The organism is Methylobacterium sp. DB0501, assembly GCF_011043735.1.
GTDB classification, from domain to species: Bacteria; Pseudomonadota; Alphaproteobacteria; order Rhizobiales; family Beijerinckiaceae; genus Methylobacterium; species Methylobacterium alsaeris.
In genome coordinates, this window is sequence record NZ_JAAKGV010000001.1 from 707,192 (window position 1) to 731,982 (window position 24,791).

Below are 24,791 nucleotides of genomic sequence, written 5' to 3' on the forward strand. Positions count from 1 at the left end.
ATGGATCTCGTCCGGCGCCACGATTGGGACCTGACGCCCACGGAGGCCGTGGCGCTCCAGCGCCGGCTCGCCGCCGAGATCGTGGCCGACCGGCCCCTCGACATCGACGCCGTGCGGCTCGTCGCCGGCGTCGATGTCAGCGTGAAGAACGATCGCTCGCATGCGGCGATCGTGGTCGCGACCTATCCGGATTTCCGGGTGGTCGAGACCGTGACGGCGCTGATGCCGACGCCGTTCCCGTACGTGCCGGGCCTGCTGAGCTTCCGCGAGGGCCCGGTGCTGGAGGAAGCCTTCGGACGCTTGAGGGCCGAGCCGGACGTCTTCCTGTTCGACGGGATGGGCACGGCGCATCCGCGCCGCATCGGCATCGCCAGTCATATGGGCCTGTGGCTGCAGCGCCCGACGATCGGGGTCGGCAAGACCCGGCTCTGCGGCCGCAACGCGCCTCTGTCCGAGGAAAAGGGCGCTCACCAGCCGCTGATCGACAAGGGCGAGACGATCGGCGCGGTGGTCCGTACCCGCACCGGGAAGCACCCGCTCTTCATCTCGCCGGGCCACCTCGCCGACATCCCGACGAGCGTCGCCCTGGTACTGGCCTGCGCGCCGAGATTCCGCCTGCCGGAGCCGATCCGCCTCGCCCACAAGGCCGCGGGGGCATTCTCTTAAGGGCCGCGGGCGCTTTCGCGTAAGAGCCTGGCTGTGCTAGCCCGGCGGCCCGCAATGCCGCCGGACGCTCCCCATGACCCGTTATTGCTTCGAGGATCTCACGCCCGGGTTCCGGCTCGATTTCGGGCCTCTGGCGGTGAGCCGCGACGACATCGTGAACTTCGCCCGCGACTTCGATCCGCAGGGCTTCCATACCGACGAGGCCGCGGCCAAGGAGAGCTTCGTCGGCGGGCTGATTGCTTCCGGCTGGCATACCTGCGCGCTGGGCATGCGGCTCGTCGCCGACGGCTTCATCCTGCAATCGAGCTCGATGGGTTCGCCCGGCATCGAGGAGGTGCGCTGGCTGCGTCCGGTGCGCCCCGGCGATGCCCTGTCGATGCGCATGAGCGTCACCGAGAGCCGCCCCTCCGGCAGCAAGCCCGACCGCGGCTTCGTGCGGGTCCTGCTCGAGATCGGCAACGGGGCCGGCCAGCCGGTGATGACCCAGGATTTCTGGGCGATGTTCGGCCGCCGCGGGACGCCCCCGCTGCCGCCGCGCCCACGTCCGCCGGAGGAGCCGGCCCCGGCCGAGCTGCCCGAGGGCGAGGCGCTGCCGTCGGCTTATCTCGAGGACATGCCGCTGAACCGGCCCTTCGACCTCGGCGCGCACCACTTCACCCGCGACGACATCCTGCGGTTCGCCCGCGCCTTCGATCCGCAGCCGTTCCACGTCGACGAGGCCGCGGCCGCGCAGACGCATTTCGGGGGGCTCTGCGCCTCCGGCTGGCACACCGCCGCGGCCTGGATGAAGCGGATGGTGGCGGGCCGCGACCGCGGCCGGGCGCTCGCGATCCAGCGGGCTGAGCCGGTGGTCGAGGGCGGTCCCTCGCCGGGGTTTCGCGACCTGCAATGGCTGAAGCCGGTCTATGCCGGCGACACGATCCGCTACGACGTGACCCTGACCGAGGCCCGCCCCTCGCGCACCCGTCCGGGTTGGGGCGTCGTCAGCCACACGGCGACGGGGACCAACCAGCGCGGCGAGCCGGTGTTTCGCTTCGCGGGAGCGTGGCTGGCGCCGAGCCGGGGTTCCTAAGCCGCCGCCCGCCGCTCCGGATAGAGACCCAGCAATCCCTCCGGCGTCGCCTCCGCCACGCCGCGCTCGGTGATGATGCCGGTCACGAGGCGGGCCGGCGTCACGTCGAAGGCCGGGTTCGCCACCGGGCTTCCGGGCGAGACCACCGCCACGGTGGCGAAGGCGCCGTCGTCGGTGCGGCCGGTGAGGTGGGTCACCTCGCGGGCGTCGCGCTCCTCGATCGGGATGCCGGCGACGCCGTCGGTCAGGGTCCAGTCGATGGTCGAGAACGGGAGCGCCGCGTAGAATGGCACGCCGCAATCGCGGGCGGCGAGCGCCTTCAGGTAGGTGCCGATCTTGTTGCAGACGTCGCCGGTCGCGGTGGTGCGATCCGAGCCGACGATGCAGAGATCGACCTGCCCGTGCTGCATCAGGTGCCCGCCGGCATTGTCGGCGATGACCGTATGGGGCACGCCGTGGGCGTTGAGCTCGAAGGCGGTGAGCGCCGCGCCCTGGTTGCGCGGCCTCGTCTCGTCGACCCACACATGGACGGGCAGCCCGGCATCGTGCGCGACGTAGATCGGGGCCAGCGCCGTGCCCCAATCGACGGTGGCGAGCCAGCCGGCATTGCAGTGGGTCAGCACGTTGACCGGCCCGTTCTTCTTGCGGGCGATGGCTGCGATCAAGGCCGCGCCGTGCTCGCCGATCGCCCGGCAGCTCGCCACGTCCTCGTCGGCGATGCGGGCGGCCTCCGCGAAAGCAGCGGCCTCGCGCTCCTTCGGGTTCAGAGGGTGCAGCACGCCTGCGACCCGGTCGAGGGCCCAAGCCAGGTTGATCGCGGTCGGCCGCGTCGCGGCGAGCCGCGCCTGCGCCCCGTCGAGGTTGCGGTCGGACGGGTCCTCGCGCATCGCCAGCGCCAGGCCGTAGGCGGCGGTGGCGCCGATGAGCGGCGCGCCGCGCACGATCATGGTGCGGATGGCGATTGCGGCCTGCGCCTCGCTCCTCAGCGTCGTCGTCTCGAAGGCGAAGGGCAGGCGGGTCTGGTCGATCACGCAGATCCCCTCGCTGTCGGGCGCGGGGAAGATGGTGCGGTAGTGGCGGCCGTCGATCTTCATGGGCGGGGGTTTAGCACGAAAGGCGGGGAGGGGGAGCCGGCGGGATGGCGCGCCGTCACGCCCAGGCGTCGGATACCCCTTCGCGACGAGGCATGCGCCTCGATCCAGCCCGGCGGAAGGATCGTTCCGGCTTCCGAAGACGCCGAGCCATCACACGGGCATCGGTGCCACACTGTCGATCGGGATCCGGTGATCGTCATGAAGGCTATGGTCTTGCCCGATGGGAACCTCAGTCTGCCCGCTGCCCTGCGCGAGAGGCACGGCCTCGCGCAGGGGGGAAGTCCTGGTCGAGGATACCGGCGATGCGATCGTCCTGCGCACTCTGGATCAGGCCGTCGCCCGGGCACAAGCCGTGAGCCGCCGCTTGGTCGAGGGCCGGGCCGGTGCGACGGTCGACGACTTTCTCGCAAGCCGTGCCGGTGACACCGGGGCCGAATGAGCGCCTTCGTTCTGGACGCCTCGGCCCCTCCTGGCCCTGCTGCTCGACGAACCGGGCGCGGATCGCGTCAAGGCCGTCGTCGATGGCGCCGCCTTGGGGGCCGTGAACTGGGCGGAGGTCGTCCGCCACGACGCCAAGCTCGGCGCGGCGCGCTCCGACATCGAGGCGATGCTGCGGCCGCTCCCGATCGGGGTCGTGCCGGCGGATGCGGATCTGTCCGTTGCCGCCGGCATGCTGAGGCCGATCACGCTGCATCTCGGCTAAGCAGATTTCGCAAAAGTGGCCGCCGGTTTTGCGGCAAAAATCTGTGACACAACAACCTAAGCGGACGAAGCGTTGGCCGGCCAACGCAAGTCTGCTTAGTCGCCGGGCGACCGCGACTGCCTGGCTTTGGCCAGGCGGGAGGGCGCGACGGCGCTGACGGCCGAGCGGCGCTGGCGCGACCTCGCAGCCGCCGTTGCCGTACAGGTCGAAACCATCCGCTGACGAGGCGGGACGCCACCCGGCAATCCCGCCCCACGCTGTCAAAACCGCACCGCCCGCGCCCGCTTCACCTGCGGGATCGCCTCGATCGCCCGCAGCAAGTCGGGCGAGACCGCCTCGTCGATGGCGGCAAAGCAGATCGCGTCGCCGCCCGGCCGGTCGCGGCCGAGATGGAAGGTGGCGACGTTGACGCCGGCCTCGCCCATCAGCGTGCCGAAGCGGCCGATGAAGCCGGGCTGGTCGGCGTTGCGGATGTAGAGCATGTGCGGCGCCACCGCGGCTTCCAGCGCGATGCCGCGGATCTCGACGAAGCGCGGGCGGCCGTCGCCGAACACCGTGCCGGCGGCGTCGCGGGGCATGTCCTCGGCCTCGATCGTGAGGTGGAGGCGCGAGGCGTAGGGCCCTCCGACCGTGGTGCGGGTCGCGGTCTCGACCTGGATGCCGCGGGCCCGCGCCACCTCGATCGCCGAGACCATGTTGACGCCCTCCAGGAACGGCCGCAGCGCGCCGGTGACGGCGGCGGCGGTGAGCGCCTTGGTGTTCAGCTCCGCCGCCTCGCCCTCGTAGATGAGGCGGATGCCGCGGATCGGCGCCTCGGTGAGCTGGCCGAGGAACGAGCCCAGCTGCTCGGCCAGCGTCACGTAGGGCCGCAGGCGCGGCGCCTCCTCGGCGGAGATCGACGGGAAGTTGACTGCGTTGCGGATCGCACCGTGCAGCAGGTAGTCGCTCATCTGCTCGGCGACCTGGAGCGCCACGTTCTCCTGCGCCTCGGTCGTCGAGGCGCCGAGATGCGGCGTGCAGACCATGTTCGGGTGGCCGAACAGCACGTTCTCCTTCGCCGGCTCCTCGGTGAACACGTCGAAGGCCGCCCCCGCGACATGGCCGGAGTCGAGGGCGGCGCGCAGCGCCACCTCGTCCACGAGGCCGCCGCGGGCACAGTTGACGATCCGCACCCCGGGCTTGGTGCGCGCCAGCGCCTCGGCCGAGAGGATGTTGCGGGTCTTGTCGGTGAGCGGCACGTGCAGGGTGATGACGTCGGCCCGCCGCAGCAGCTCGTCGAGCTCGACCTTCTCGACGCCGAGCGCCACGGCGCGCTCGGGGGTCAGGAACGGGTCGTAGGCGATGACCCGCATCCGCAGGCCGATGCCGCGATCGGCCACGATGGCGCCGATATTGCCGCAGCCGATGACGCCGAGGGTCTTGGCGGTCAGCTCGATGCCGAGGAAGCGGTTCTTCTCCCAGCGCCCGGCTTGGGTCGAGGCATCGGCCTGCGGGATCTGGCGGGCGAGCGACAGCATCAGGGCGATGGCGTGCTCGGCCGTCGTCACGGCGTTGCCGTGCGGCGTGTTCATCACGATCACGCCGCGGGCGGTGGCCGTCGGCACGTCGATCGTGTCGACGCCGATGCCGGCCCGGCCGATCACCGAAAGCCGCCCGGCCCGCTCCAGCAGCGCAGCGGTGACCCGGGTGGTCGAGCGGACGGCGAGGCCGTCATACTCGCCGATGGCGGCGGCCAGCGCCTCCTTGTCCTTGCCCAGTTCCGGGCGGAGATCGGCCTGGATCCCGCGCTCGCGGAAGATCGCGACGGCGGCGGGGGAGAGGGTGTCGGAGATCAGGACTTTTTTGATGGGAATGGGCATGGCGGCCTCTAACGGGTGTGCGCCATTGCCCCGCCTGGGAGCGGGTCGGCCGGGGGCTCGCGCAGTCACACTGGGTCGCGCGCATCCTCCTCTCCCCGCGGGCGGGGAGAGGGGAAAGCCCGCGCTTCATTCGGCGATGTGTGATCCTCGCAGCCCGCGCCCGGCCGACGCCGGTCCCTGCGGGGCTCCGGCGCCTATGACGGCGATGACGGGCGTATCAGGCCGCCTGGGTCAGGCGGGCCTTCTCCTGGGCGAAGGCCCAGTCGAGCCACGGCGTCAGGGCCTCGAGATCCGAGGCCTCGACCGTGGCGCCGCACCAGATCCGCAGGCCGGGGGGTGCGTCGCGGTAGGCGCCGATATCGAGGGCGACGCCCTCGCGCTCCAGGCTGGTGGCGATGCCCTTGGCGACGGCGGCCACGGCCTCGGGGCCGCGCCCGACCACGTCGGGATCGCTCACCACCAGGCAGACGCTGGTGTTGGAGGCCGTCGCCGGATCCTCGGCGAGGTTGGCGATCCACGGGGTGCGGGCGACCCAGTCGGCGATCACGCCGGCGTTGCGGTCGGCGCGCCCCCGCAGGGCGGCCAGACCGCCGAGCGTGTCGGCCCAGCGCAGGGCGTCGATATAGTCCTCGACCGCCAGCATCGACGGCGTGTTGATGGTCTCGCCCTGGAAAATGCCCTCGATCAGCTTCCCGCCCTTGGTCATGCGGAAGATCTTCGGCATCGGCCAGGCCGGGACGTGGCTCTCGAGCCGCGCGACGGCGCGGGGCGAGAGGATCAGCATGCCGTGGGCCGCCTCGCCGCCGAGCACCTTCTGCCAGGAGAAGGTGACGACATCGAGCTTCGCCCAGTCGAGGTCCTGCGCGAAGGCCGCCGAGGTGGCGTCGCAGATCGTCAGCCCCTCGCGGTCGGCGGCGATCCAGTCGGCGTCCGGCACGCGCACGCCCGAGGTGGTGCCGTTCCAGGTGAAGACCACGTCGCGGGTGCGGGTGTCGACCGTGGAGAGGTCGGGCAGGCGGCCGTAGGGCGCCTTGATGACGCGGGCGTCGAGCTTGAGCTGCTTGATCGCGTCGGTGACCCAGGTCTCGCCGAAGGATTCCCAGGCCAGCATGTCGACCGGGCGGGCGCCGAGCAGCGACCACATCGCCATTTCGACGGCGCCGGTGTCGGAGGCCGGCACGATGCCGATGCGGTACTCGGCCGGGACCTGCAGCACCGTGCGGGTGAGGTCGATCGCTTCCTTGAGCTTGGCCTTGCCGAGCTTCGCCCGGTGTGAGCGGCCGAGCGCCGCGTCGGAGAGGGCCTCGGGCGTCCAGCCGGGGCGCTTGGCGCAGGGTCCGGACGAGAAGAAGGGCGCGCGCGGGCGCGCCGCGGGGCGGGTCGTCATGCTGGTGTCCATCCTTCCAGATGGGCGCCTCTCGGTGGGGAGAGGTGTCCCGCCGACCCGGATGCGCCAGCCGGGACCCGGCGTCAAGACCTCGCGCCACGCGGGGGCGGCGGGGTGACGCGGGCGAGGTGGGCGCGATGGGCCGCGAGATCGGACTGGAAGTCGGCGAGGAGGGCATGGGCCAGATCTGCGACGCGTCCGCCCTTCGGGCCGAGCCGTGCGACCAGGGCGCGCTGGCGCAGCACCCGGGCCTCCGCCTCGATGACGTGGCGCAGGGCCATCTGGAGATCCGTCTCACGGTGAGGAGCGGCCGCGTTCATGGCGGAGCCTTCCTGCCGCGGGCCCGGCCACGGTCGGGCGGGGGCGATGGGGGGCGGCCTGTGGAACGCGCAGCCCACCCCGCAGGATCCCGGTCGCTCTGGCATGGGCCGGTCCGTCCGGATAGGACGAGGCGGGACCGCGCGAGACGGGGTGAGATGGACGAGTTCGGGCGTGCCCTGGGACTGGCGGTCGCGATGATCCTGCGGGCGGATCCGGACCTCGTCGCCATCGTCGGCCTGTCGCTGCGCGTCAGCCTCACGGCGGCGGCGCTGGGCTTCGTGCTGGGCGCGCCGCTCGGGGCGCTGCTCGCCGCGACCCGCTTTCCCGGCCGCAGCGCGCTGCTCGTGCTTCTCAACGCGCTCCTCGGCCTGCCGCCGGTGGTGGTGGGACTGGTGCTCTACCTGCTGGTCTCGCGCTCCGGGCCGCTCGGGAGCTTCGGCCTGCTGTTCACGCCCGGCGCGATGGTGATCGCGCAAGGCGCGCTCGCCCTGCCGATCGTCGCGGCGCTCGCGCACCGCACCTGCGAGGCCCTGTGGGCGGAGTACGGCGACGCGCTGCGGGTCGACGGGGTGGGGGCCGGGCACGCGGCCCTGATCCTGCTCGCGATGGCGCCGGCCCCCCTCGTCACCGCCTTCCTGGCGGCGTTCGGCCGGGCGATCGCCGAGGTCGGCGCCATCCTGATGGTGGGGGGCAACATCCGCGGCTACACCCGCACCATGACGACCAGCATCGCCCTGGAGACGAGCCGCGGCGACCTCGCGCTGGCGCTCGGCCTCGGGCTCGTCCTCGTCAGCCTGACGCTGGTGGTGAGCGCCGCCGCCTTCGGGCTCAACCGGGTGGCGGCACTCCCGAGGGCGTGAGCTACTGGCTCGGCATCGTGCCGGCGGGGAAGAACAGCTGCTCGCCGTTGATCTTGAACGAGGCGATCGCCGCCCGGCCGCGCTCCGAGGTCAGCCATTCGTGCCAGATCCTGGCGTCGGCCGCGTGGATCTGCGGATTCTTGGCGGGGTTCACCAGGATCGAGCCGTAGGGGTTGAACAGGGCCGGATCGCCCTGGACCAGGATCACGAGGTTCTGGCGGTTCTTGAAGCTCGCCCAGGTCGCCCGGTCCGTCAGTGTGTAGGCGTCCATCGCGGCCGCCGCGTTCAGGGTCGGGCCCATGCCCTGGCCGAGTTCGCGGTAGCTCGCCCCGATGCCGCGGGCCTCGATGCCGGCCTTCTTCCACAGCCGCAGCTCGGTGCGGTTGGTGCCGCTGTCGTCGCCGCGGCTGGCGAAGGGCGCCTTGGCGCGGGCGATGCGGGCCAGCGCCTCCGTGGCGTCCCGCCCGCCCTTGATACCGGCCGGGTCGGCGGCGGGGCCGACGATCACGAAGTCGTTCGCCATCACGTCGCGGCGATCGAGGCCGTGGCCCTCGGCGACGAACTTGTCCTCGCCCGGCCGGTCGTGGACGAGCAGCGCGTCGGCGTCGCCCTTGGCGCCGATGGCGAGCGCCTGGCCGGTGCCGACCGCGACGACGCGCACGGTGATGCCGGTCTCGCGCTGGAAGATCGGCAGCAGGTGGCCGAACAGACCCGACTGCTCGGTCGAGGTGGTGGAGGCCAGCGTGATCGCCCGCTCCTGCGCGGCGGCCGGCAGGGACAGGGCGGGCGCGGCGAGCAGCAGGGCCAGGAATGCGAGGCGACGGGAGATCGGGGGGCGCACGGGCGGGCTCCGGTTGGGGTCTCCCGGCGAGCGATACCCCGCGGCTCCCGCCCTGCGCCAGGGTCAATCGGTCCCGATCCGGCGGCGGCGTGATCGCGGGTCCTGCCGTCGCGCTCCGCATCCCGGTCAAGGCCCAGGATCGCCGCCCACATCGCCGCCCACCTCAACGGCCGGCATCGTCGCCGCCCTTCCTGTCGGCAGGGCCTCTCCCCTCGGCGAGAAGTCCGGCCTCCCGCGTCCCGACGAATTCCGGCCGCGCTCCGACATGTCGAGGAGCGGCCCCCCGATCGCCACCAGGGCGTCGAAGAGTTCGGTGCCGTTCATCACGTCCGCGACGGCGCCGTCACTTCCCGCTGCACCAGGTCCGGACGCCGCTCGCGGGTGATGCGGGCGGATTCCGCTGCGCGCCAGCGGGCGATCGCCGCATGGTTGCCGCCGGTGAGCACGTCCGGGATGCCGCGCCCTTCCCAGTCTCGCGGCCGGGTGTAGTGCGGGTATTCGAGGGCGCCGCCCTCGAAGCTCTCCTCGACGCCGGAGGCGTGCTTGCCCATCGTGCCGGGCAGGAGGCGCACGCAGGCATCGAGCACCACCAGGGCCGCGGGCTCGCCGCCCGACAGCACGTAGTCGCCGATCGAGACCTCCTCCAGCCCGCGGCCGGCGATCACCCGCTCGTCGACGCCCTCGAACCGGCCGCAGACCACGATCACTCCCGGCCCCTCCGCCAGCGCCCGGACCCGGGCCTGGCTCAGCGGACGGCCGCGCGGGCTCATCAGCAGGCGCGGGCGAGGGTCGTCGGCGGGGGAAGCGGCATCGATCGCCGCCGCGAGCACGTCGCAGCGCAGCACCATCCCGGCCCCGCCCCCGGCCGGGGTGTCGTCCACCGCCCGGTGCCGGCCGATGCCGTGGTCGCGGATGTTGCGCGCCTCCAGGCTCCAGGCGCCCCGCGCCAGGGCGTCGCCGGCGAGCGACAGGCCGAGATGGCCGGGAAACATCTCGGGGTAGAGGGTCAGGACCGTGGCGCGCCAGGGCGCCTGAGGAGCGGGGGAGGTCATGCGGGTTGATGGCCCCGGCGGGGCGGGGCGGTCAACCGGGGAGGGGCGCGCTGGCCGGGTCCCTCCTGGCGGGTATGACGCCCTCCGGTCGTGCCGGGGCCGAAAGCGGAGCCCGGAACGATCTCACCGGATGTCGATTTCCGCCGCGACCGCGAAGCGATCTCATTCGCTCTCCTCCGCCCGGCACAACTCGTCCACCGCCGCCAGATACGCCTTCGCGTCGAACTTCTTCAGCGTGTTCTGGCCGAGATAGCGCACGGTGCCGAACACCTTGCGCCGGCCCCAGGGGCGGTCGTGCAGGCCGAACAGCCAGGCGACGTTGGTGAACGAGTTCGGGTCGCGCCCGTCGAGGAAGTAGCGGTTGTTGAGGCGCAGGGCCACCGCGAAGGCCTCGTCCGGCGAGGGCGACCATTCGAGGATCTTCTTGCCCCAGTACATGCGCAGGTGGTTGTGCATGTAGCCGGTCTCGCGCATCTCCCGCATCGCGGCGTTCCAGTATTCGTCGTGGGTGCGGCCTTCCGCCAGCGCCTCCTCGTCGTAGAGATGCGGGCGCGGATCGTCGGCGTGCTCGGCCAGCGCCTTGCGGGACCAGTCCGGCAGGGCCGTCTCGTAGCGGTCGTAGCCCGGATTGAACTGGACGTGGTTCATCGCCAGCTCGCGCCGGACGATCAGCTCCTCCAGGAAGGCCGCCCGGTCCTCCGGGCCGCCGGTCTTCGCGGCCTGCACCTTGAGGGCGGCGGCCACCGGCGAGATCTGGCCGAAATGCAGGTAGGGGCTCAAATGCGAGGCGGCTCCCGCCTCGGGCCGGTTGCGCACCGCGCCGTATTCGGCGAAGGGCCCGGCGAGGTAGGCCTCCAGGCGGCGGTACGCCTCGACCTCGCCGCCGCGGAAGCGCCGCACCGGCTTGATCGACCGGTCGAGCGTCATCGCGGCCAGAGCCGCGTCGGGATCGGCGACGTCGAGGTCGCTCGTCAGGTCGAGGTCGTCGGCCGGGTGCTTGACCTTCCGCGCCCGCAACGGCGCGAGATAGGGCTCCCAGGTCTTGTGCAGCTTCGGCCGCAGGGTGCGGGCGGCGAATTCATGCTTCCCCGAGGCGACGTCGACCGGCACCACCACGTCGCCCTCGACCTGGACGATCCGGCCGTCGAAGCCGTCTCCGATCTCGGCGTACCAGCTCTTCTGGATCGTCAGGTAGCCGCGGTCGAGGACCAGCATCGCGGCGCGGCACCCGAGCGTGATCGCCGCCTTGGCCGGCGTGGCACGGCGCAGCACGAAGGCGATGCCGCGGCGCTCCAGACCCGCCTTGGCATCGGCCAGCCCCTGGAGCAGGAAGGCGTAATGCCGGGCATTCGCCTCCGGGAAATGGGCGCCGCCATCGAGCAGGCCGAACCCGGCCACCACCGGCAGCCCGAGGCGGTTGGCCTCCTCGACGGCGTATTCGAGCGCCGGGTTGTCGCGGCTGCGCATGCCCTGCTGCATCAGGTAGAGCACGTAGGCGCCGTCCCGCGGCTCCACGTCCTTCAGAACCCGGATCCGCCCCGCCTGAATCGCCATTCCGCGCCCCCGTCAGGCGTCTGAACCTAGGCCGTGGCCCGGCCGGGTCCAGCGCGGCGCGCCGACGCTGCCCGCAAAAGCGTCAACCATGCCTATCATCGCGCCTTGCCTTCTGGCGCTGCACATTTATCTTATTGCGGTGCGGGAGCGCGATGGCGTCGTGCTTCCGCTGCCCTTCTTGGGCGTTTCCTCCCTAGACTTCGGGCCGCTCGCAAGAGCGGCCTTTTTTCTTGCATCCATGCTTCGTCGTGACATCGCGGCCGGCTTATCCCTACGTGCGGTGGAGCTTATGGCCGCGCTCCGCGTTGCCTCCTGGCTTTGGCCCGCCTCGTGCATCGCGGGGCGATCGGAGCCGAGCGTGAGGGAGCGGTCGAGCGATGCGGCAATTCACCCTGCGGGTCGAGGAGAGCGGAGAAGGCCTCGTCTGCATCACCAGCCCGGAGATCAAGAGCCTGTTCGTGGCCGACGAGACCCTGGCGGGCGCCCTGGAAGCGGTGCCGAGCGTGGTGCGGGCGCTGATGCGCGAGGAGGGGCGTGGCACCCTGCCGGGCGAGGAGGCCGCCGAGTAGGCGGCGTCCTCACGCCCGGGGCGGATCAGCCCCGGGCGCGGGCCCGGATCATGAAGTTGTCGTAGGTGTATTCCGCGACCTGGAACCAGAGGTATTCCTCATTGCGGAAGGTCTTCAGGGCGTCGTAGACGCGCTTGAAGTCCGGGTTCTTGGCGCCGAGGTCGGCGTAGATCTCGTTCGCCGCCTTCAGTGCCGCCTCCATCACCTCCTGCGGGAAGGGGCGCAGCTGGGCACCGCCGCCGACGAGGCGCCGCAGGGCCGCCGGGTTGCGGGCATCGTACTTGGCCTGGAGGTCGCCGTTGACGCTCGCCGCCGCGGCCGTCGCGATCGCCCGGTAGGTCTTCGGCAGCTCGGCCCATTTCTGGGCGTTGAACCAGAAGTGCAGCATCGCGCCACCCTCCCAGAATCCCGGATAATAGTAGAACGGCGCCACCTTGTTGAGGCCGAGCTTCTCGTCGTCGTAGGGGCCGATCCACTCGGCGGCATCCAGCGTCTTGGCCTCGAGCGCCGCGTAGAGGTCGGGCCCCGGCAGGGTCTGGGTCGCGACGCCGAGCTTGGCGAGCACCTGGGCGCCGAGGCCGGCGATGCGGAAGCGCAGGCCCTGGAGATCGGCGGTCGCCTTCACCTCGCGCCGGAACCAGCCGCCCATCTGGGTGCCGGTATTGCCGCCGGGCAGGGCGTAGAGCTTGCTCTTGGAAAAGATCTCGTTGAACAGGTCCAGCGCCCCGCCCTGATACATCCAGGCATTCTGCTGGCGGGCATTGAGCCCGAACGGGATCGCGGTGGCGAGCGCGTAGGTCGGGTCGCGGCCGACCTCGTAATAGGCGGCCGAATAGGCCATCTCCAGGTTGCCGGCCCCGACCGAATCGAGGAGGGCGGCGGATTCGCCGGCGGGCGCCGCCGCGACCTCGATCTGGAAGCGGTTGTCGGTCGCCTCGGCGACGAGGCGGGAAAACAGCTCCGCGGCGCCGTAGAGCGCGTCGAGGTTGCGCGGGAACGCCGAGTGCAGCCGCCAGCGCAGCTCGGGCGCGCCTTGCGCCACTGCCGGGGCGGCGATCGCCGCGGAGCCGGCGAGGCCGAGGCCGGCCGTCAGGATGTCGCGACGCTTCATGCTCTCCCCATCGAGGGTCGTTCTCAGCCGTGTCGCCGCCAGAACTAGCGCGCTTCCGGTGAAAGCGCACCCGGGACGCGCATCCCTGCCGCCGCCTTCCTGCGAGTGGGCGGGGCTGGGGCAGGGCTCTCGTGCGGCCGTGACGCCTATGCTAATTCCCGAGGCTCGCGGCGGCGCCTCATGCCCCGCCGGCCCGCCGGAGCGCGACCCGACCGTGAAGCCCGAACCGATCTCCCTGCACACGGTCTGCGGCCTCGAGGAGCTGGGCCACCACTCGGCCCGCGGCGTCACCCACGTGCTGTCGATCCTCGACCCGGCCTGGCCCGAGCCCGAGGCCTTCGGCGGCTACGACGCGCATCACCGCACCACCTTGCGCTTCCACGACATCATCGAGCCGACCGACGGCCAGATCCTGCCCGAGCGCCGGGACGTCGAGGCGATCCTGCGCTTCGGCGAGGAGCTGATGGCCGAGACGGCGCGGCGCAAGACCCATCTGCTGATCCACTGCCACGCCGGCATCTCGCGCTCCACCGCCGCGATGACCATGCTGCTCGGCCAGGCCCATCCGGACCTCGACGCCGGGGCGGTCGTCGCCAAGGTCCACGCCCTGCGCGAGAAGGCCTGGCCCAACGCCCGCATGATCGCCTACGCGGACGACATCCTGCGCTACGACGGTCAGCTCACCGAGGCGGTGCGCCGCCTCCACGCCGAGCAGCTGCGGGTGCGCCCGAACCTCGTCGAGCTGATGCGGGGGTTGGGCCGGGGGCGGGAGGTCGATGCGGCGCTCGCCTGACCCGTCGCGGGCCACGCTCGTACGCCGGGCCCTCCCGGGCGCGTTTGTCGCGTCTTCGATTGCTCTTGCGGCAAGTCGAGGCAACGGAGTATCGTGTCTCGCGTGATCGGACGTCGACAGACGAAGGCCGCCTCGGTGGTGTTTCTGTTCTGTGAACGACCGACGGCACACCCGTCCCGCGAGACATGATCGATGCGCGATCACAGGATTGTCTTGGGCGCTGCGCTCGTGTGCCTTGCGCCGACGAGTGCCTTTGCCTGGCCGCGACCCGTTCCGACCGTCGAGAAGGTGGTCAAGCCCGGGCAGGCCCAGAAGATCGGGTGGTTCGTCTCCGTCGATCCGACATGCCGCTCGGTCGGCGCATGGACCGTGAACCTGATCGAGCCGCCCGGCAAAGGGCGGATCACGGTCGAGCAGGGTTCGGAATATCCCGAGTTCCCTCCGACGAATCCGCGCTCGGCCTGCAATAAGCGCAAGGTTCCGGCAACCCGGCTCATCTACGCTGCGCCGCCCGGTGCGGGCGACGACGATCAGTTCACGATCGAGATCGTCGATCCTCTGGGGAACGCGAAGCAGGTGCGCTATCACGTGGGCCTGCACTGACGGCTGCGGGCAGCGGTCGGAAGCAGGGCCGTGACGGGCTCGCCTCGCGGCCTGCTTCGATGCGTGTGCTCCCCACGGCGTCCCTCCGGGCTCCGCCGTGCGGCCCCGGGATGGCGCGGAGGCCCGGTTTCCCTATCCGGGACATGTCACGCCGCGTGAGCCCCAGGATTCAGAGTTCCTCGAGCACAGCCCGATCGTGTTGCGATCGGGCTGTGCTCCAAGCAGACTTGCGTTGGCAGGCCAACGCGTCGTCGGCGTAGATGCTGAGTGTGTCGCAGATGTTTGTCGCAAAACCGGCAATCGCTGTTGCGAAATCTGCTCAATCCAGCACGTAGCGCTCGATCGCCTCCGCGAACCCGTCCGCCTCGTTCGTCCCGGTGACCCGGCTCGCGGCCCGCTTCACCGCGTCGCTCGCATTGCCCATGGCGATCGACAGGCCGGCGCGGGCAAACATCGCCGTGTCGTTGGCCATGTCGCCGAGCACCGCCACCTCGGTCAGCGGCACGCCCCGTTCCCCGGCAATGCGGGCGACGAAGTGGCCCTTGTCGACATGGGGCGGGGTCACGTCGAGGTAATAGGCCTGCGAGCGGTGGACCGCCGCGCCCTCGCCGATCTCGTCGGCCAGGCGCGGTTCGAGAGCAGCCAGGCGCGCATGGTCGCGCGACACGCCGACGAGCTTCGCCGCCCGGGCGAGATGCGGCGCCGGGTCGTCCACGACGCGGGGCTCGGCCTGGAGGGTGCGGCGCTCGAGATCGGTATAGGGGCCGTCCGGGTCCGTCAGGAGCCACGCGCCCCCGGCGAAGACCCAGAGGCCGATCCCCTCCGCGGCGAAGCGCGCGGCGGCCGTTCGGGCGGCCGTCTCCGGGATCAGGGTCTCGTCGATGAGGGTGAGGTCGGGCCGCACCACCGTCGAGCCGTTGAAGGCGCCCATCGGCAGGTCGAGCCCGAGCGGCGCCACGAGGGCGCGCAGGCCGATCGGCGGGCGACTCGACGCCACCGTGAAGGCGATGCCGCGGGCGCGCAGGCCTTCGACCGCGCGGATCGCCCGCGGCGTCAGCTGCTTGTCGCCGGTGACGAGGGTGCCGTCGACGTCGGTGACCACGAGGGAGATGGACAAGAAGCAGCCTCCTCAGAGCTCAGGCTCGGATCTCACGTTCAGATCTCTCTGTGCACGGACACCGGCTCGGGCGGCGTCTCCGGCCGTAGCGGGACGATCTCGGGCGTGAGCACCCGCTCGCCAAGCGCCTGCGGCCCGAGCGTCAGGGCGAAGAAGTCGTACTCGCCCGGCAGGTCGTTCGCCATCAGGAACTGGAAGTGCATCCGGAACGGCCGGAACGAGATCCGCCGGTACACCTCCGGATCGATGATCTCGCGGAACTTCGTCGAGCGGATCGCCGGGTTGCGGACCGGGCCGGCCGGAACCTCGCCGAGGTCGCGGGCGGGGTTGAAGCCCGGGAAGTTCATCCAGTCCTGCGGCGCCTGGTAGTCGGCCCAGACCAGCCGGTCGCTCGCGACGAGCCGCATCACGTCGGCCCGCACCCGGCGCGCCCGCGGGTTGATGGTGACGAGCGGCAGCCCGGCCCCGAGGGTGAGGAGGGACAGGCGCGGACCTGCCGGCAGGTCGTGTTCCAGGACGCGGGCCGCGACCTCGGCGGCGGTGAGGCCGCCGGAGGAATGGCCGACGATCATCACCTCGTCGACCGCCCCGGCCCGGACGATCCCGGCGACGTGGTCGGCGAACAGCGCCAGGCGCTCCTCGTAATCCCGGCGCCAGCCGTTGCTGTGCTGCCAGTTGAACACCCAGTCGTTGATGAGCTGGCGCAGGAAGATGCGGTCGAGGAGCGGGGTCGCGGCGAGGAGGAGGCCGATGCCGGCGAGCGCCCCGGCGATGCCGGCGGCGAGGCCCGGCAGCCACCCGGCGAGCAGATGGGCGACGCCGGTCCCGAGCAGGGCGGCCAGGGCCGCCAGGATCAGCACCATGCCGAAGGGGTAGAGGATGACGTTGCCGTATTTCCAGTTGAGGCCGTAGAGCCGGAACAGCTTGCCGGTCACCAGGCTGTGCAGCATGCCGGCGGCGAGGAGCGCCATCGAGGCGATCAGCGGCCGGCGGAAATCCGCCCGCACCACGTCGTCCCACAGCAGCACCTGGTAGGTGGTGTGGGTCTCCCCGGCACCGCGGCCCGCCTCGACGGTCCAGGTCTGGACCAGCCCGTCGGGCCGGGTCTCGGCCCGGGTGATCCTGCGCGTCGCGAGATCGAAGCGCTTGCCGTAGCGGGTGAACTCGCGGGCGAACAGCGCCCGGTAGCGCTTGCCCGCCTCCGGATCGTAGCCCGGCAGGTAGACGACGTGGCGCCGCCGCACCGGTCCGGGGGCTTGAGCGCCCAAGTCGGGCGGCGTGAAGCCGATCTGTGTGGTCATCGCTGCCCTGTCATCCGCGTCACGCCATCCTGAAGCCGTGATTTCGTAACCAGTGTCGTGCTTGGACGGCACGACGGTGACGGCCCCGGGGCCTTCCGCCCTGTGTCTAGCGGGGAAGGCGGCGTCGGGGGAGGGCTCCCGAAGGCAGTGTGACACGAGGGCCACGGACAGGCCCCCGCGACTCGGCTAGGGACCACTCTCAAGCTAAGGACGAGCAATCTCCCTGATGCGCGCATTCCCGATCGCCCTCTGCACCGCACTCGCGGTCTCGGGCTGCTCCAGCTTCCTGCCTGCGTCCGGCCCCTCGGCGAGCGCGGTCGCGGAGGGCGCCGGCATGGCGACCGACCAGGGCCTGCTCGCCCGCTACGAGATCATCGACGTCGACGCCGCCGTGGTCGAGGCCCTGCGCGGCCGCCCGCTCGACAGCCTGCTCGCCTCCTTCGGCGACCGCCGCCCCTCCGTCGAGCCGGTGATCGGCGTCGGCGACACCGTGGCGGTGACCATCTACGAGGCCAGCACCGGCGGCCTGTTCTCCGGCTCGCTGTCGGTCGACCGGTTCTCCTCCGGGTCGAAATCGGCCACCATCCCGCCCCAGGTGGTCAACCGCGACGGGTCGATCACGGTCCCGTATGCCGGCCGCGTCCAGGTCGCCGGCCGGCGCGTCCAGGACGTCCAGACCCAGATCGAGCAGGAACTCGCCGGCAAGGCGATCGAGCCGCAGGTGATCGTCACCGTCGTCCAGCCGACCAGCACCGCCGTGACGGTGACCGGCGAGGTCACGGCGGGCGCCCGCGTGCCGCTCTCGACCAAGGGCGACCGCCTGCTCGACGTGGTGGCGGGGGCCGGCGGCGTGCGCGCACCGGTCTCCGAGACCTTCGTGCGGCTGTCACGCGGCTCGACCACCGCGACGGTGCCGCTCACCGCCGTGGTCTCGAACCCCCGCGAGAACATCTTCCTGCGCCCGGGCGACACCCTCACCCTGGTGCGCGATCCCCAGACCTTCCTGGCGATCGGCGCCCTCGGGGCGCAATCCGAGATCCCCTTCGCCGCCGAGGGCATCACGCTGGCCCAGGCACTCGCCAAGGCCCGCGGCCTCTCGGACGTCCAGGCGGATCCGGCCGGCGTGTTCCTGTTCCGGTTCGAGCCGGCCTCGGTGGTGCGCCGCCTGCGCCCGAACAGCCCGCTCGTGTCCTCGAACTTCGTGCCGGTGGTCTACCGGATCAACATGCGCGACCCCAACAGCCTGTTCGTCTCCCAGGCCTTCCGGATGCGCAACCGCGACCTCGTCTACGTCTCGAACGCGCCCTTCACCGAGGTCCAGAAGGTGCTCGGCGTCTTCTCGACCATCACGGCCCCGGTCTCGGCCGGCGCCTCGGTCTACGCCGGCGTGCGGTAGGGAGAGCGGGCGCCGGGGGCGCCCGCTCCCGCCTCAAGCCGTCACCACCCGCACCGGGGCGCCCTTCCGCCAGGCCGCGATGGCCTCGACCGTGTCCTCGTAGAACATCCGGAACGTACCGTCGGTGACGTAGCCGAGATGCGGCGTCAGCACGGCGTTCGGTAGGCTCCGCAGGGGGTGGTCGGCGGGCAGGGGCTCGCGGTCGAACACGTCGAGCCCGGCCCGGATCCGGCCTTGCGTGAGCGCCGCGATCAGCGCCCCCTCGTCGACGAGCGGGCCGCGGGAGGTGTTGATCAGGATCGCGCCCTTCCGCATCCGGGCGATCTCGGTCTCCCCGACGATGCCCCGGGTCGCGGGCGCCAGCACCATGTGCAGGCTGACGACGTCGCTCTCGGAAAACAGCGCCTCGCGGCTGGCCAGAGCCGCGCCGCCGGCCTCGGCCCGCTCCGGCGTGAGGTTCGGGCTCCAGGCCGTCACCCGCATGCCGAGCGCCCGGCCCACCGCCGCCACCCGGGCGCCGATCCGCCCGAGGCCGACGAGCCCGAGGGTGCGGCCCTCCAGCCCCTCGCCCAGGCTCTCCTGCCAGCGCCCGCCCGCCATGTTGGCGAATTCCCGCGGCAGGTGGCGGGCGCAGGCCAGCATCAGCGCGACCGTCAGCTCGGCGGTGGCGATGCCGCCCTCGCCGTTGCGGGTGTTGCAGACGGTGATGCCGCGGGCCGTCAGCGCCGCCGCGTCGACGGAGGGATTGCGCCCCCCGGTGAACACCACGAGCTTGAGGGCGGGCAGCTGCGCGATCAGCGCGGCGTCGAGGGGCATGCGCTCGCGCATCAGGCAGAGCACGTCGTAGGGCGCGAGGCGCGACGGGGCTTGCGCCCGCGGCACCGGCTCGCGGAAGAAGTCCACCGCCACGAGCGGCCCGAGGCCGGCCCAGTCGGCGAGCCCGGCGGCCACGCCCTGATAATCGTCGAGCACCGCGACCCGGACGCCGTCAGCCTGGTTCATCGAAGGATCCCCTTTGAATTCCTCAATATCCGGCGTCGGATGGGCGTTCCACCCGCGGCGTCCGTGCTATCATCGCCGCAGCATCCTGACGCGCCACGTCCGTCTTGCGCCCCTACGGGCTCGCGCCCGATAGAGCGGGCGCCCTCGCGGGTTCAAGCGGACGACAAAGGGGCGACGGCCGTGCTAAGCGGCCGGACATGAGGCCGGAGGTCGGAGTGGGTCGAACCATGCGGGAGCGCCGAGGATGACGCGCACCAGGGCCATCGCCGCCCTGTGGCTGGCGATCGGAGCGCTGCTGTACGGGCCGGACCCCGCCCGCGCCGACGTGACCATCGGGGTCGCTGTGCCGCGCACCGGGGCGATCGCCGGCATCGGCGAGCAGGTGCTCCAGGGCGTGCAGGCCGCCGTCCGCGACGCCAATGCCCGCGGCGGCATCGCCGGCGAGCCGATCGTGCTCGACGTGCAGGACGATGCCTGCGACCCCGGCCAGGCGATAGCGGTGGCCGAGCGCTTCGTGCGCACCGGCGTGCGGCTGGTGATCGGCCATGTCTGCTCGAGCGCCTCGCTCGCCGCCTCCGACGTCTACGCGGCCGCCGGCGCGGTGATGATCAGCCCGGCCTCGAACGCCGCCCGGCTGACCGATCGCGGCCTGCCGACGATCTTCCGGGTCTCGGGACGGGAGGACGACCAGGGCCGGCTCTCGGCCACGATCCTGGCCGAGCGCTTCCGCGACAAGAAGATCGCCATCCTGTACGACGACACGCCCTTGTCGCGGAACCTCGCCGAGTCGACCAAGGCCAACCTCAACAAGATCGGCCAGAACGAGACCCTGTTCTCCGCCATCGTGCCGGGCCAGACCGACGATGCGGCGCTGATCAAGCGCCTGCAGGGGGCGGGGATCGAGGTGGTCTATTACGGCGGCCACTACCAGGAGATGGGCAAGCTGGTGCGCAAGGCCGCGGAAGCCGGCTACCGCCCGCAATGGTTCGGCACCTCCGGCATCGCCACCAAGGAATTCGGCCTGCTCGCCGGCCCGGCGAGCGACGGCGTGCTGATGACCTTCAACCCGGACCTGCGCCGCAAGCCCGAGGCCGCCGCCGCCGTGAAGGCCCTGACGGCCGACGGGATCGACCCCGCCGGCTTCACGCTCTACGGCTACGCCGCGCTCCAGGCGCTGGTCGAGGCCGGCAACTTCGCCAAGTCCATCGACCCGAAGGCCATCGCCGGGACGCTGCATTCCGAGCGCTTCAACCTGGTGCTCGGCAATGTCGGCTTCGACCAGAAGGGCGACGTGACGGCGCCGGGCTACGTGCTCTACGTCTGGCGCGACGGCGTCTTCACCTATGCGAATTGAGGCCTGCGCGAACCGAGATCGACCGGGAGCGTCCCCTCCGCCACCGTGAGGGTGCGCCCGCCGATCCAGTCGGCGCCGTCGTAATCGACGAAGATCCGGCCGCGGCGCCCGAGCTTCGTGCCCTGCGCGGCGACGTAAGGCCCGGCGGCGCGGCCGGTCTCGCGCAGCCAGCCGGCGACCGCCGCGTTGAAGCTGCCGGTCACCGGATCCTCGACGAGGGCGCCGGCGCCGTCGCTGAACAGGGTGCGGATCTCCCAGGCCACCTCCCCGCCGGGAGGATGGGCGCCGACGAGGCCGATATCGATCCGGCCCTCGTGCCGCCGGAGCGGCTCGACGGCCAGCACCGCCTCGGCTGACGCCAGCATCACCCCGACCCAGCCCGGGCCGTTATCGGCCCAGCGGGCCTCGACGACCTGCCCGGGGTCGATGCGCAACACCGCCACGATCTCCCGCATCGTCGCCGCGTCCACCGGCCCCTCGCGCAGCAGCTTCGGCGCCGCGAAGGCGAGGCGGTCCCGGTCCTGCCGGATCGGCACGAGGCCGGCACCGCATTCCTGCACGATCCGTCCGGGCTCTCTCGGCGTGCCGCCGAAGGCCATCCAGGCGTGGCAGGCGCCGAGCGTCGGGTGGCCGGCAAAGGGCAGTTCGTGCGCCAGGGTGAAGATGCGGGCGCGATAATCGGCGCTCCCGTCGGTCGGCGGCAGCAGGAACACCGTCTCCGACAGGTTGAACCAGCGGGTCATCGCCTGCATCGTCGCGGCGTCGGGCTCGACCCCGCTCACCACGGCGAGCGGGTTGCCGGTGAAGGCGCCGTCGTGGAACACGTCGATCAGGGCGAAGCGGGCGGTCATGATGGGGCTCCGGGCGGCGGACGGTGCCGTCCATGGATCTGTCTGTCCGATTCCCGTGCCGCTTCCCAGCTGGGATTTCGTCAAACCTCCCCGTCATCCTGAGTTCCGCTGCGCGGCCCCGGGATGACACTGAGGGTTTGAGGTCTCCACGTGATCAAGGGGGGGGCTGCTCAGCCCGCGTACAAACCCTTGTGCTCTTCACGCAGCAAGTTCTTCTGAACCTTGCCCATGGTGTTGCGCGGCAGCTCGTCGACCACGATCACGCGCTTGGGCAGCTTGAACTTGGCGAGCCGGCCCTCCAGCGCGCTCAGGATCGCCGCCTCGCTCGGCGCCTCCGCCCCGCGCGGCACCACCACCGCCGTGACGCCCTCGCCGAAATCCGGGTGCGGCACCCCGATCACCGCCGATTCGAGCACGCCGGGCAGCCCGTCGATCTCGGTCTCGACCTCCTTCGGATAGACGTTGAAGCCGCCGGTGATGATCAGGTCCTTGCCGCGGCCGACGATGTGGACGTAGCCGCGCTCATCCACCTTGCCGAGGTCGCCGGTGATGAAGAAGCCGTCGGCCTTGAACTCCGCGGCGGTCTTCTCCGGCATGCGCCAGTAGCCCTTGAACACGTTGGGGCCGCGCACCTCGATCATCCCGACCTGGTCGGCGGCCATCGCCCGCCCGGTCTCCGGATCGACCACCCGCAGCGAGACGCCGGGCAGCGGGAACCCGACCGTGCCGGCGACCCGGTCGCCGTCATAGGGGTTCGAGGTGCTCATGTTGGTCTCGGTCATGCCGTAACGCTCGAGGATCGCGTGGCCGGTCCTCTCCTGCCACTCGCGATGGGTCTCGGCGAGCAGGGGCGCGGAGCCGGAGACGAACAGGCGCATGCCGGCGGCCGCCTCGCGGGTCAGGCCCGGTTCCTTGAGCAGGCGGGTGTAGAAGGTCGGCACCCCCATGAGCGCGGTCGCCCGGCTCATCAGCGACAGGATCAGCGCCGGATCGAGCTTGGGCAGGAAGATCATGCCTGCGCCCGACATCAGCACCGTGTTGGTGGCGACGAACAGGCCGTGGGTGTGGAACACCGGCAGCGCGTGGATCAGCACGTCCCGGGGCGTGAAGCGCCAGTCATCGACGAGCGTGAGGGCGTTCGACGACAGGTTGTCGTGAGTGAGCATCGCGCCCTTCGAGCGCCCGGTCGTGCCCGAGGTGTAGAGGATCGCCGCGAGATCGTCAGGACTGCGGGCGACGTCGGCGAAGTCGCCGGTCTGGCCCGCGGCCTCGGCCGCCATCGTGCCTTCGCCCCGGGCGTCGAGGGTGCCGACTTGGCTGACGCCCGCCTGCTCGGCCACGGGCTTCAAGGCGTCGAGCTTCGCCGGATCGCAGACGAACAGGGCCGGCTCGGCATCGCCGAGGAAGTAGGCGATCTCGGCCGGGGTGTAGCCGGTGTTGAGCGGCAGGAACACCGCGCCGGCCCGCACGCAGCCGAGATAGAGCGCGATCACCGCGGGGCTCTTCTCGACCTGCACCGCCACCCGGTCGCCGGGCGCGACCCCGAGGCCGACGAGGGCGGCGGCGTAGCGGCCGGATTCGGCGATCAGGTCGGCATAGCTCCAGCGCAGGCCCTCGGGGGTTTCGAGGAAGACCTTGGCCGCCGGGTCGGCGGGAAGGCGGGAGCGGACGATGTCGGAGAAGTGGTTGGACATGGACTTATGCTCTCGGAGACCGGCGACGACGGGATCGCGCCGACTGATCGAAGATCGCGGGATCCCCTTTCCCGAACGGGAGAGGGTGAAGGCTCACGCCTCCGCCAGCGCCACCGACCGCGCCGGCGGCAGGTTCTGGCGCAGTTCGCGGTTGACCGTGAGCGAGGCCGAGACGGTGCCGAGATTGGCGTAGGTCTCGTGGTTCTTCTCGATCGCCGCGAGGTCGTAGAGGTAGTTCACCATCAGCCCGTAGCCCTGCGACAGGCCCTTCGGCGAGACGTCGCCGAGGAAGTTCAGCCGCTCCAGCCGGGCGCCGTTGCCGAGGTGGAACCGCGCCACCGGGTCGACCGGCTTGCCGCGCGGGGTCTTGGCCCGCAGGAAGTAGTAGGCGGCGGCCGGCAGCAGGGCCTTCTTCACCGCGTCGGCCTTGGCCTTGTCGGCGTGCCAGTCGGGCTGGTCGAGGAGGCGCAGGGTCTCGACATCCTCGCGCGTCAGCCCCTGCGGCGCGTCCGAACGGCGCTCGCGGTCGAGCCAGGTGCGGAAGGTCGGCACCGGCGAGAGCGTCACGAAGGTCTTCAGCCCCGGCATCTCGCGGCACAGGTCCTCCACCACCTGCTTGATCAGGAAGTTGCCGAAGGTGATGCCGGCCAGGCCCTTCTGGCAGTTCGAGATCGAGTAGAAGATCGCGGTCGTCGCCTCGCTCGTGTCGGTCCGCGGGCGCTCGTGGGCGAGGATCGGGGCGATCGCCGCGGCAATGCCGGTGGTCAGCGCCACCTCGACGAAGATCAGGGGCTCGTCGAGGAGCGCCGGATGGAAGAAGGCGAAGCAGCGCCGGTCCGGCGGCTCGATGCGCCGGCGCAGGTCGTCCCAGCCGGAGATCGCGTGCACCGCCTCGTAGCGGATGATCTTTTCCAGGATATGGGCCGGGGTGGTCCAGTCGATCCGGCGCAAGACCAGGAAGCCGCGGTTGAACCACGAGGCGAACAGGTGCTCGAAATCCGAATCGAGGCTGTCGATCGCCTCGACCAGCGACGCGTCCGGCTTGTCGGCCTGGCGGGCGGCGTCGCGCAGGGAGAACAGGTCCTCGCGCATCCGCACGAGCGCGATCGTGCCGTCGCGGGCGAGGTTGAGGCGGCGGATCAGTTCCTGCGAGCGCGGCTCGGCCGCCTCGTGCAGGCGGCCGAGGGCGGCCCGCGACGGCGCCTTGCCGTAGGCCGCGATGGCGCTCGCGACCGCCGCGTGGTCGGCCCCGAAATCGAGGGCGATGCGGCGCAGGAAGTCGTGCCGGTCGGCGCGCGAGAAGCTCTCGTAGCGGTCGAGGATGATGCGGGCGAGCGCGACCCCAGAGGCCTCGCCGCGCCGGGAGATCAGGTCCTCGGCGAGCTTCACCACCTCGGCGACGCTCGCCTTGGCGAGGTCGCCGCGGCCGAAGGCGATCAGCCCGCGGCCCCGGTCCGAGATGCTCTGGAGGAGGTCGCCGAGGAACGAGATCGCCGCCATGGAGCCCTGCTCGCTGTCGCTCTGCTTGATGGCGGACCGCCCCCGCGGATCGGGGACGGCTCCGGCCTTCGATAGATAGGGCTCCGCCGGG

At 71.5% G+C, this 24,791-nt stretch carries 23 protein-coding genes; 9 read left to right on the forward strand and 14 right to left on the reverse strand.

Going from position 1 to position 24,791, the window contains the following annotated elements; all coding sequences use genetic code 11:
• Positions 1 to 666, forward strand: coding sequence for a deoxyribonuclease V (nfi, locus tag G4G93_RS03315; protein WP_165081118.1), 666 nt, complete (start codon positions 1 to 3; stop codon positions 664 to 666).
• A 73-nt stretch (positions 667 to 739) separates the two neighbouring features.
• Positions 740 to 1,738, forward strand: a complete 999-nt coding sequence (locus G4G93_RS03320) for a MaoC family dehydratase (protein WP_165081120.1) — start codon at positions 740 to 742, stop codon at positions 1,736 to 1,738.
• Here G4G93_RS03320 and mtnA read toward each other — a convergent pair.
• Complete coding sequence (mtnA, locus tag G4G93_RS03325; protein ID WP_165081122.1) at positions 1,735 to 2,832, reverse strand: S-methyl-5-thioribose-1-phosphate isomerase; 1,098 nt, start codon at positions 2,830 to 2,832, stop codon at positions 1,735 to 1,737. The two genes, G4G93_RS03320 and mtnA, sit on opposite strands and share 4 nt — an antisense overlap.
• A 532-nt stretch (positions 2,833 to 3,364) precedes the next feature.
• Between mtnA and G4G93_RS03330 the strand changes: the two genes are divergently transcribed.
• Complete coding sequence (locus G4G93_RS03330) at positions 3,365 to 3,535, forward strand: type II toxin-antitoxin system VapC family toxin (protein ID WP_165081124.1); 171 nt, start codon at positions 3,365 to 3,367, stop codon at positions 3,533 to 3,535.
• Between the two features lie 260 nt (positions 3,536 to 3,795).
• Here the strand turns inward: G4G93_RS03330 and serA are convergent, their stop codons facing one another.
• The 3 genes from serA to G4G93_RS03345 all read right to left on the reverse strand — a co-directional run bounded on the left by serA (position 3,796) and on the right by G4G93_RS03345 (position 7,101).
• Positions 3,796 to 5,394, reverse strand: coding sequence for a phosphoglycerate dehydrogenase (gene serA, locus G4G93_RS03335; RefSeq protein WP_165081126.1), 1,599 nt, complete (start codon positions 5,392 to 5,394; stop codon positions 3,796 to 3,798).
• A gap of 217 nt (positions 5,395 to 5,611) precedes the next feature.
• Positions 5,612 to 6,781: a phosphoserine transaminase gene (locus tag G4G93_RS03340; RefSeq protein ID WP_165081128.1), complete on the reverse strand. Its 1,170-nt coding sequence runs from the start codon at positions 6,779 to 6,781 to the stop codon at positions 5,612 to 5,614.
• A gap of 83 nt (positions 6,782 to 6,864) precedes the next feature.
• Positions 6,865 to 7,101: a hypothetical protein gene (locus G4G93_RS03345; protein ID WP_165081130.1), complete on the reverse strand. Its 237-nt coding sequence runs from the start codon at positions 7,099 to 7,101 to the stop codon at positions 6,865 to 6,867.
• A gap of 156 nt (positions 7,102 to 7,257) precedes the next feature.
• Between G4G93_RS03345 and G4G93_RS03350 the strand changes: the two genes are divergently transcribed.
• Positions 7,258 to 7,962 carry an ABC transporter permease gene (locus tag G4G93_RS03350; protein WP_165081132.1) on the forward strand — a complete coding sequence of 235 codons (705 nt, stop codon included), beginning with the start codon at positions 7,258 to 7,260 and terminating at the stop codon, positions 7,960 to 7,962.
• Position 7,963: 1 nt separating this feature from the next.
• Here G4G93_RS03350 and G4G93_RS03355 read toward each other — a convergent pair whose 3' ends face one another.
• From G4G93_RS03355 to G4G93_RS03365, 3 genes are all read right to left on the reverse strand, one after another.
• Positions 7,964 to 8,803 carry a substrate-binding domain-containing protein gene (locus tag G4G93_RS03355; RefSeq protein ID WP_395410424.1) on the reverse strand — a complete coding sequence of 280 codons (840 nt, stop codon included), beginning with the start codon at positions 8,801 to 8,803 and terminating at the stop codon, positions 7,964 to 7,966.
• 323 nt (positions 8,804 to 9,126) lie between these two features.
• Positions 9,127 to 9,855 carry a tRNA (guanosine(37)-N1)-methyltransferase TrmD gene (trmD, locus tag G4G93_RS03360; protein ID WP_165081134.1) on the reverse strand — a complete coding sequence of 243 codons (729 nt, stop codon included), beginning with the start codon at positions 9,853 to 9,855 and terminating at the stop codon, positions 9,127 to 9,129.
• A 162-nt stretch (positions 9,856 to 10,017) separates the two neighbouring features.
• Positions 10,018 to 11,409, reverse strand: coding sequence for a deoxyribodipyrimidine photo-lyase (locus G4G93_RS03365; protein WP_165081136.1), 1,392 nt, complete (start codon positions 11,407 to 11,409; stop codon positions 10,018 to 10,020).
• A 377-nt stretch (positions 11,410 to 11,786) separates the two neighbouring features.
• Here G4G93_RS03365 and G4G93_RS03370 point away from each other — a divergent pair, with 377 nt between their 5' ends.
• Complete coding sequence (locus G4G93_RS03370) at positions 11,787 to 11,978, forward strand: hypothetical protein (protein ID WP_048429329.1); 192 nt, start codon at positions 11,787 to 11,789, stop codon at positions 11,976 to 11,978.
• Positions 11,979 to 12,003: 25 nt separating this feature from the next.
• On the opposite strand, the gene G4G93_RS03375 is transcribed toward G4G93_RS03370, so the two are convergent.
• Positions 12,004 to 13,089 (reverse strand): TRAP transporter substrate-binding protein, encoded by a 1,086-nt coding sequence (locus G4G93_RS03375; protein ID WP_165081139.1) that lies wholly within the window; start codon positions 13,087 to 13,089, stop codon positions 12,004 to 12,006.
• Between the two features lie 214 nt (positions 13,090 to 13,303).
• Here G4G93_RS03375 and G4G93_RS03380 point away from each other — a divergent pair, with 214 nt between their 5' ends.
• Positions 13,304 to 13,882: a tyrosine phosphatase family protein gene (locus G4G93_RS03380; RefSeq protein WP_165081141.1), complete on the forward strand. Its 579-nt coding sequence runs from the start codon at positions 13,304 to 13,306 to the stop codon at positions 13,880 to 13,882.
• A 192-nt stretch (positions 13,883 to 14,074) separates the two neighbouring features.
• Complete coding sequence (locus G4G93_RS03385; protein ID WP_165081143.1) at positions 14,075 to 14,485, forward strand: hypothetical protein; 411 nt, start codon at positions 14,075 to 14,077, stop codon at positions 14,483 to 14,485.
• Positions 14,486 to 14,804: 319 nt separating this feature from the next.
• Here the strand turns inward: G4G93_RS03385 and G4G93_RS03390 are convergent, their stop codons facing one another.
• Complete coding sequence (locus tag G4G93_RS03390; protein WP_165081145.1) at positions 14,805 to 15,602, reverse strand: Cof-type HAD-IIB family hydrolase; 798 nt, start codon at positions 15,600 to 15,602, stop codon at positions 14,805 to 14,807.
• Between the two features lie 38 nt (positions 15,603 to 15,640).
• Positions 15,641 to 16,903, reverse strand: a complete 1,263-nt coding sequence (locus G4G93_RS03395) for an alpha/beta hydrolase (protein WP_165081148.1) — start codon at positions 16,901 to 16,903, stop codon at positions 15,641 to 15,643.
• Positions 16,904 to 17,129: 226 nt separating this feature from the next.
• On the opposite strand from G4G93_RS03395, the gene G4G93_RS03400 reads away from it, so the two are divergent.
• Positions 17,130 to 18,299 (forward strand): polysaccharide biosynthesis/export family protein, encoded by a 1,170-nt coding sequence (locus tag G4G93_RS03400; protein WP_165081150.1) that lies wholly within the window; start codon positions 17,130 to 17,132, stop codon positions 18,297 to 18,299.
• A 33-nt stretch (positions 18,300 to 18,332) separates the two neighbouring features.
• Here G4G93_RS03400 and G4G93_RS03405 read toward each other — a convergent pair whose 3' ends face one another.
• Positions 18,333 to 19,301 carry a D-2-hydroxyacid dehydrogenase family protein gene (locus G4G93_RS03405; RefSeq protein WP_165081152.1) on the reverse strand — a complete coding sequence of 323 codons (969 nt, stop codon included), beginning with the start codon at positions 19,299 to 19,301 and terminating at the stop codon, positions 18,333 to 18,335.
• A gap of 244 nt (positions 19,302 to 19,545) precedes the next feature.
• Between G4G93_RS03405 and G4G93_RS03410 the strand changes: the two genes are divergently transcribed.
• A complete protein-coding gene (locus G4G93_RS03410) occupies positions 19,546 to 20,655 on the forward strand; it encodes a branched-chain amino acid ABC transporter substrate-binding protein (protein WP_165081154.1) in 1,110 nt (369 codons plus the stop codon).
• On the opposite strand, the gene G4G93_RS03415 is transcribed toward G4G93_RS03410, so the two are convergent.
• From G4G93_RS03415 to G4G93_RS03425, 3 genes are all read right to left on the reverse strand, one after another.
• Positions 20,643 to 21,506 (reverse strand): PhzF family phenazine biosynthesis protein, encoded by an 864-nt coding sequence (locus tag G4G93_RS03415; RefSeq protein WP_165081156.1) that lies wholly within the window; start codon positions 21,504 to 21,506, stop codon positions 20,643 to 20,645. The two genes, G4G93_RS03410 and G4G93_RS03415, sit on opposite strands and share 13 nt — an antisense overlap.
• 170 nt (positions 21,507 to 21,676) lie before the next feature.
• Entirely contained in the window at positions 21,677 to 23,200 is a 1,524-nt protein-coding gene (locus G4G93_RS03420) for a malonate--CoA ligase (protein ID WP_165081158.1), read from the reverse strand.
• A gap of 93 nt (positions 23,201 to 23,293) precedes the next feature.
• Positions 23,294 to 24,700, reverse strand: coding sequence for a malonyl-CoA decarboxylase (locus G4G93_RS03425; RefSeq protein WP_165081358.1), 1,407 nt, complete (start codon positions 24,698 to 24,700; stop codon positions 23,294 to 23,296).
• Positions 24,701 to 24,791: the final 91 nt, after the last annotated feature.

Bases quoted from the DNA above. Each gene is read 5' to 3' on its own strand.
- nfi (WP_165081118.1), top strand. From the start codon at position 1: ATGGATCTCGTCCGGCGCCACGATTGGGACCTGACGCCCACGGAGGCC.
- G4G93_RS03320 (WP_165081120.1), top strand. From the start codon at position 740: ATGACCCGTTATTGCTTCGAGGATCTCACGCCCGGGTTCCGGCTCGAT.
- mtnA (WP_165081122.1), bottom strand. From the start codon at position 2,832: ATGAAGATCGACGGCCGCCACTACCGCACCATCTTCCCCGCGCCCGAC.
- serA (WP_165081126.1), bottom strand. From the start codon at position 5,394: ATGCCCATTCCCATCAAAAAAGTCCTGATCTCCGACACCCTCTCCCCC.
- G4G93_RS03340 (WP_165081128.1), bottom strand. From the start codon at position 6,781: ATGACGACCCGCCCCGCGGCGCGCCCGCGCGCGCCCTTCTTCTCGTCC.
- G4G93_RS03345 (WP_165081130.1), bottom strand. From the start codon at position 7,101: ATGAACGCGGCCGCTCCTCACCGTGAGACGGATCTCCAGATGGCCCTG.
- G4G93_RS03350 (WP_165081132.1), top strand. From the start codon at position 7,258: ATGGACGAGTTCGGGCGTGCCCTGGGACTGGCGGTCGCGATGATCCTG.
- trmD (WP_165081134.1), bottom strand. From the start codon at position 9,855: ATGACCTCCCCCGCTCCTCAGGCGCCCTGGCGCGCCACGGTCCTGACC.
- G4G93_RS03365 (WP_165081136.1), bottom strand. From the start codon at position 11,409: ATGGCGATTCAGGCGGGGCGGATCCGGGTTCTGAAGGACGTGGAGCCG.
- G4G93_RS03370 (WP_048429329.1), top strand. From the start codon at position 11,787: ATGCGGCAATTCACCCTGCGGGTCGAGGAGAGCGGAGAAGGCCTCGTC.
- G4G93_RS03375 (WP_165081139.1), bottom strand. From the start codon at position 13,089: ATGAAGCGTCGCGACATCCTGACGGCCGGCCTCGGCCTCGCCGGCTCC.
- G4G93_RS03385 (WP_165081143.1), top strand. From the start codon at position 14,075: ATGCGCGATCACAGGATTGTCTTGGGCGCTGCGCTCGTGTGCCTTGCG.
- G4G93_RS03395 (WP_165081148.1), bottom strand. From the start codon at position 16,903: ATGACCACACAGATCGGCTTCACGCCGCCCGACTTGGGCGCTCAAGCC.
- G4G93_RS03400 (WP_165081150.1), top strand. From the start codon at position 17,130: ATGCGCGCATTCCCGATCGCCCTCTGCACCGCACTCGCGGTCTCGGGC.
- G4G93_RS03405 (WP_165081152.1), bottom strand. From the start codon at position 19,301: ATGAACCAGGCTGACGGCGTCCGGGTCGCGGTGCTCGACGATTATCAG.
- G4G93_RS03410 (WP_165081154.1), top strand. From the start codon at position 19,546: ATGACGCGCACCAGGGCCATCGCCGCCCTGTGGCTGGCGATCGGAGCG.
- G4G93_RS03415 (WP_165081156.1), bottom strand. From the start codon at position 21,506: ATGACCGCCCGCTTCGCCCTGATCGACGTGTTCCACGACGGCGCCTTC.
- G4G93_RS03420 (WP_165081158.1), bottom strand. From the start codon at position 23,200: ATGTCCAACCACTTCTCCGACATCGTCCGCTCCCGCCTTCCCGCCGAC.
- G4G93_RS03425 (WP_165081358.1), bottom strand. From the start codon at position 24,700: ATGGCGGCGATCTCGTTCCTCGGCGACCTCCTCCAGAGCATCTCGGAC.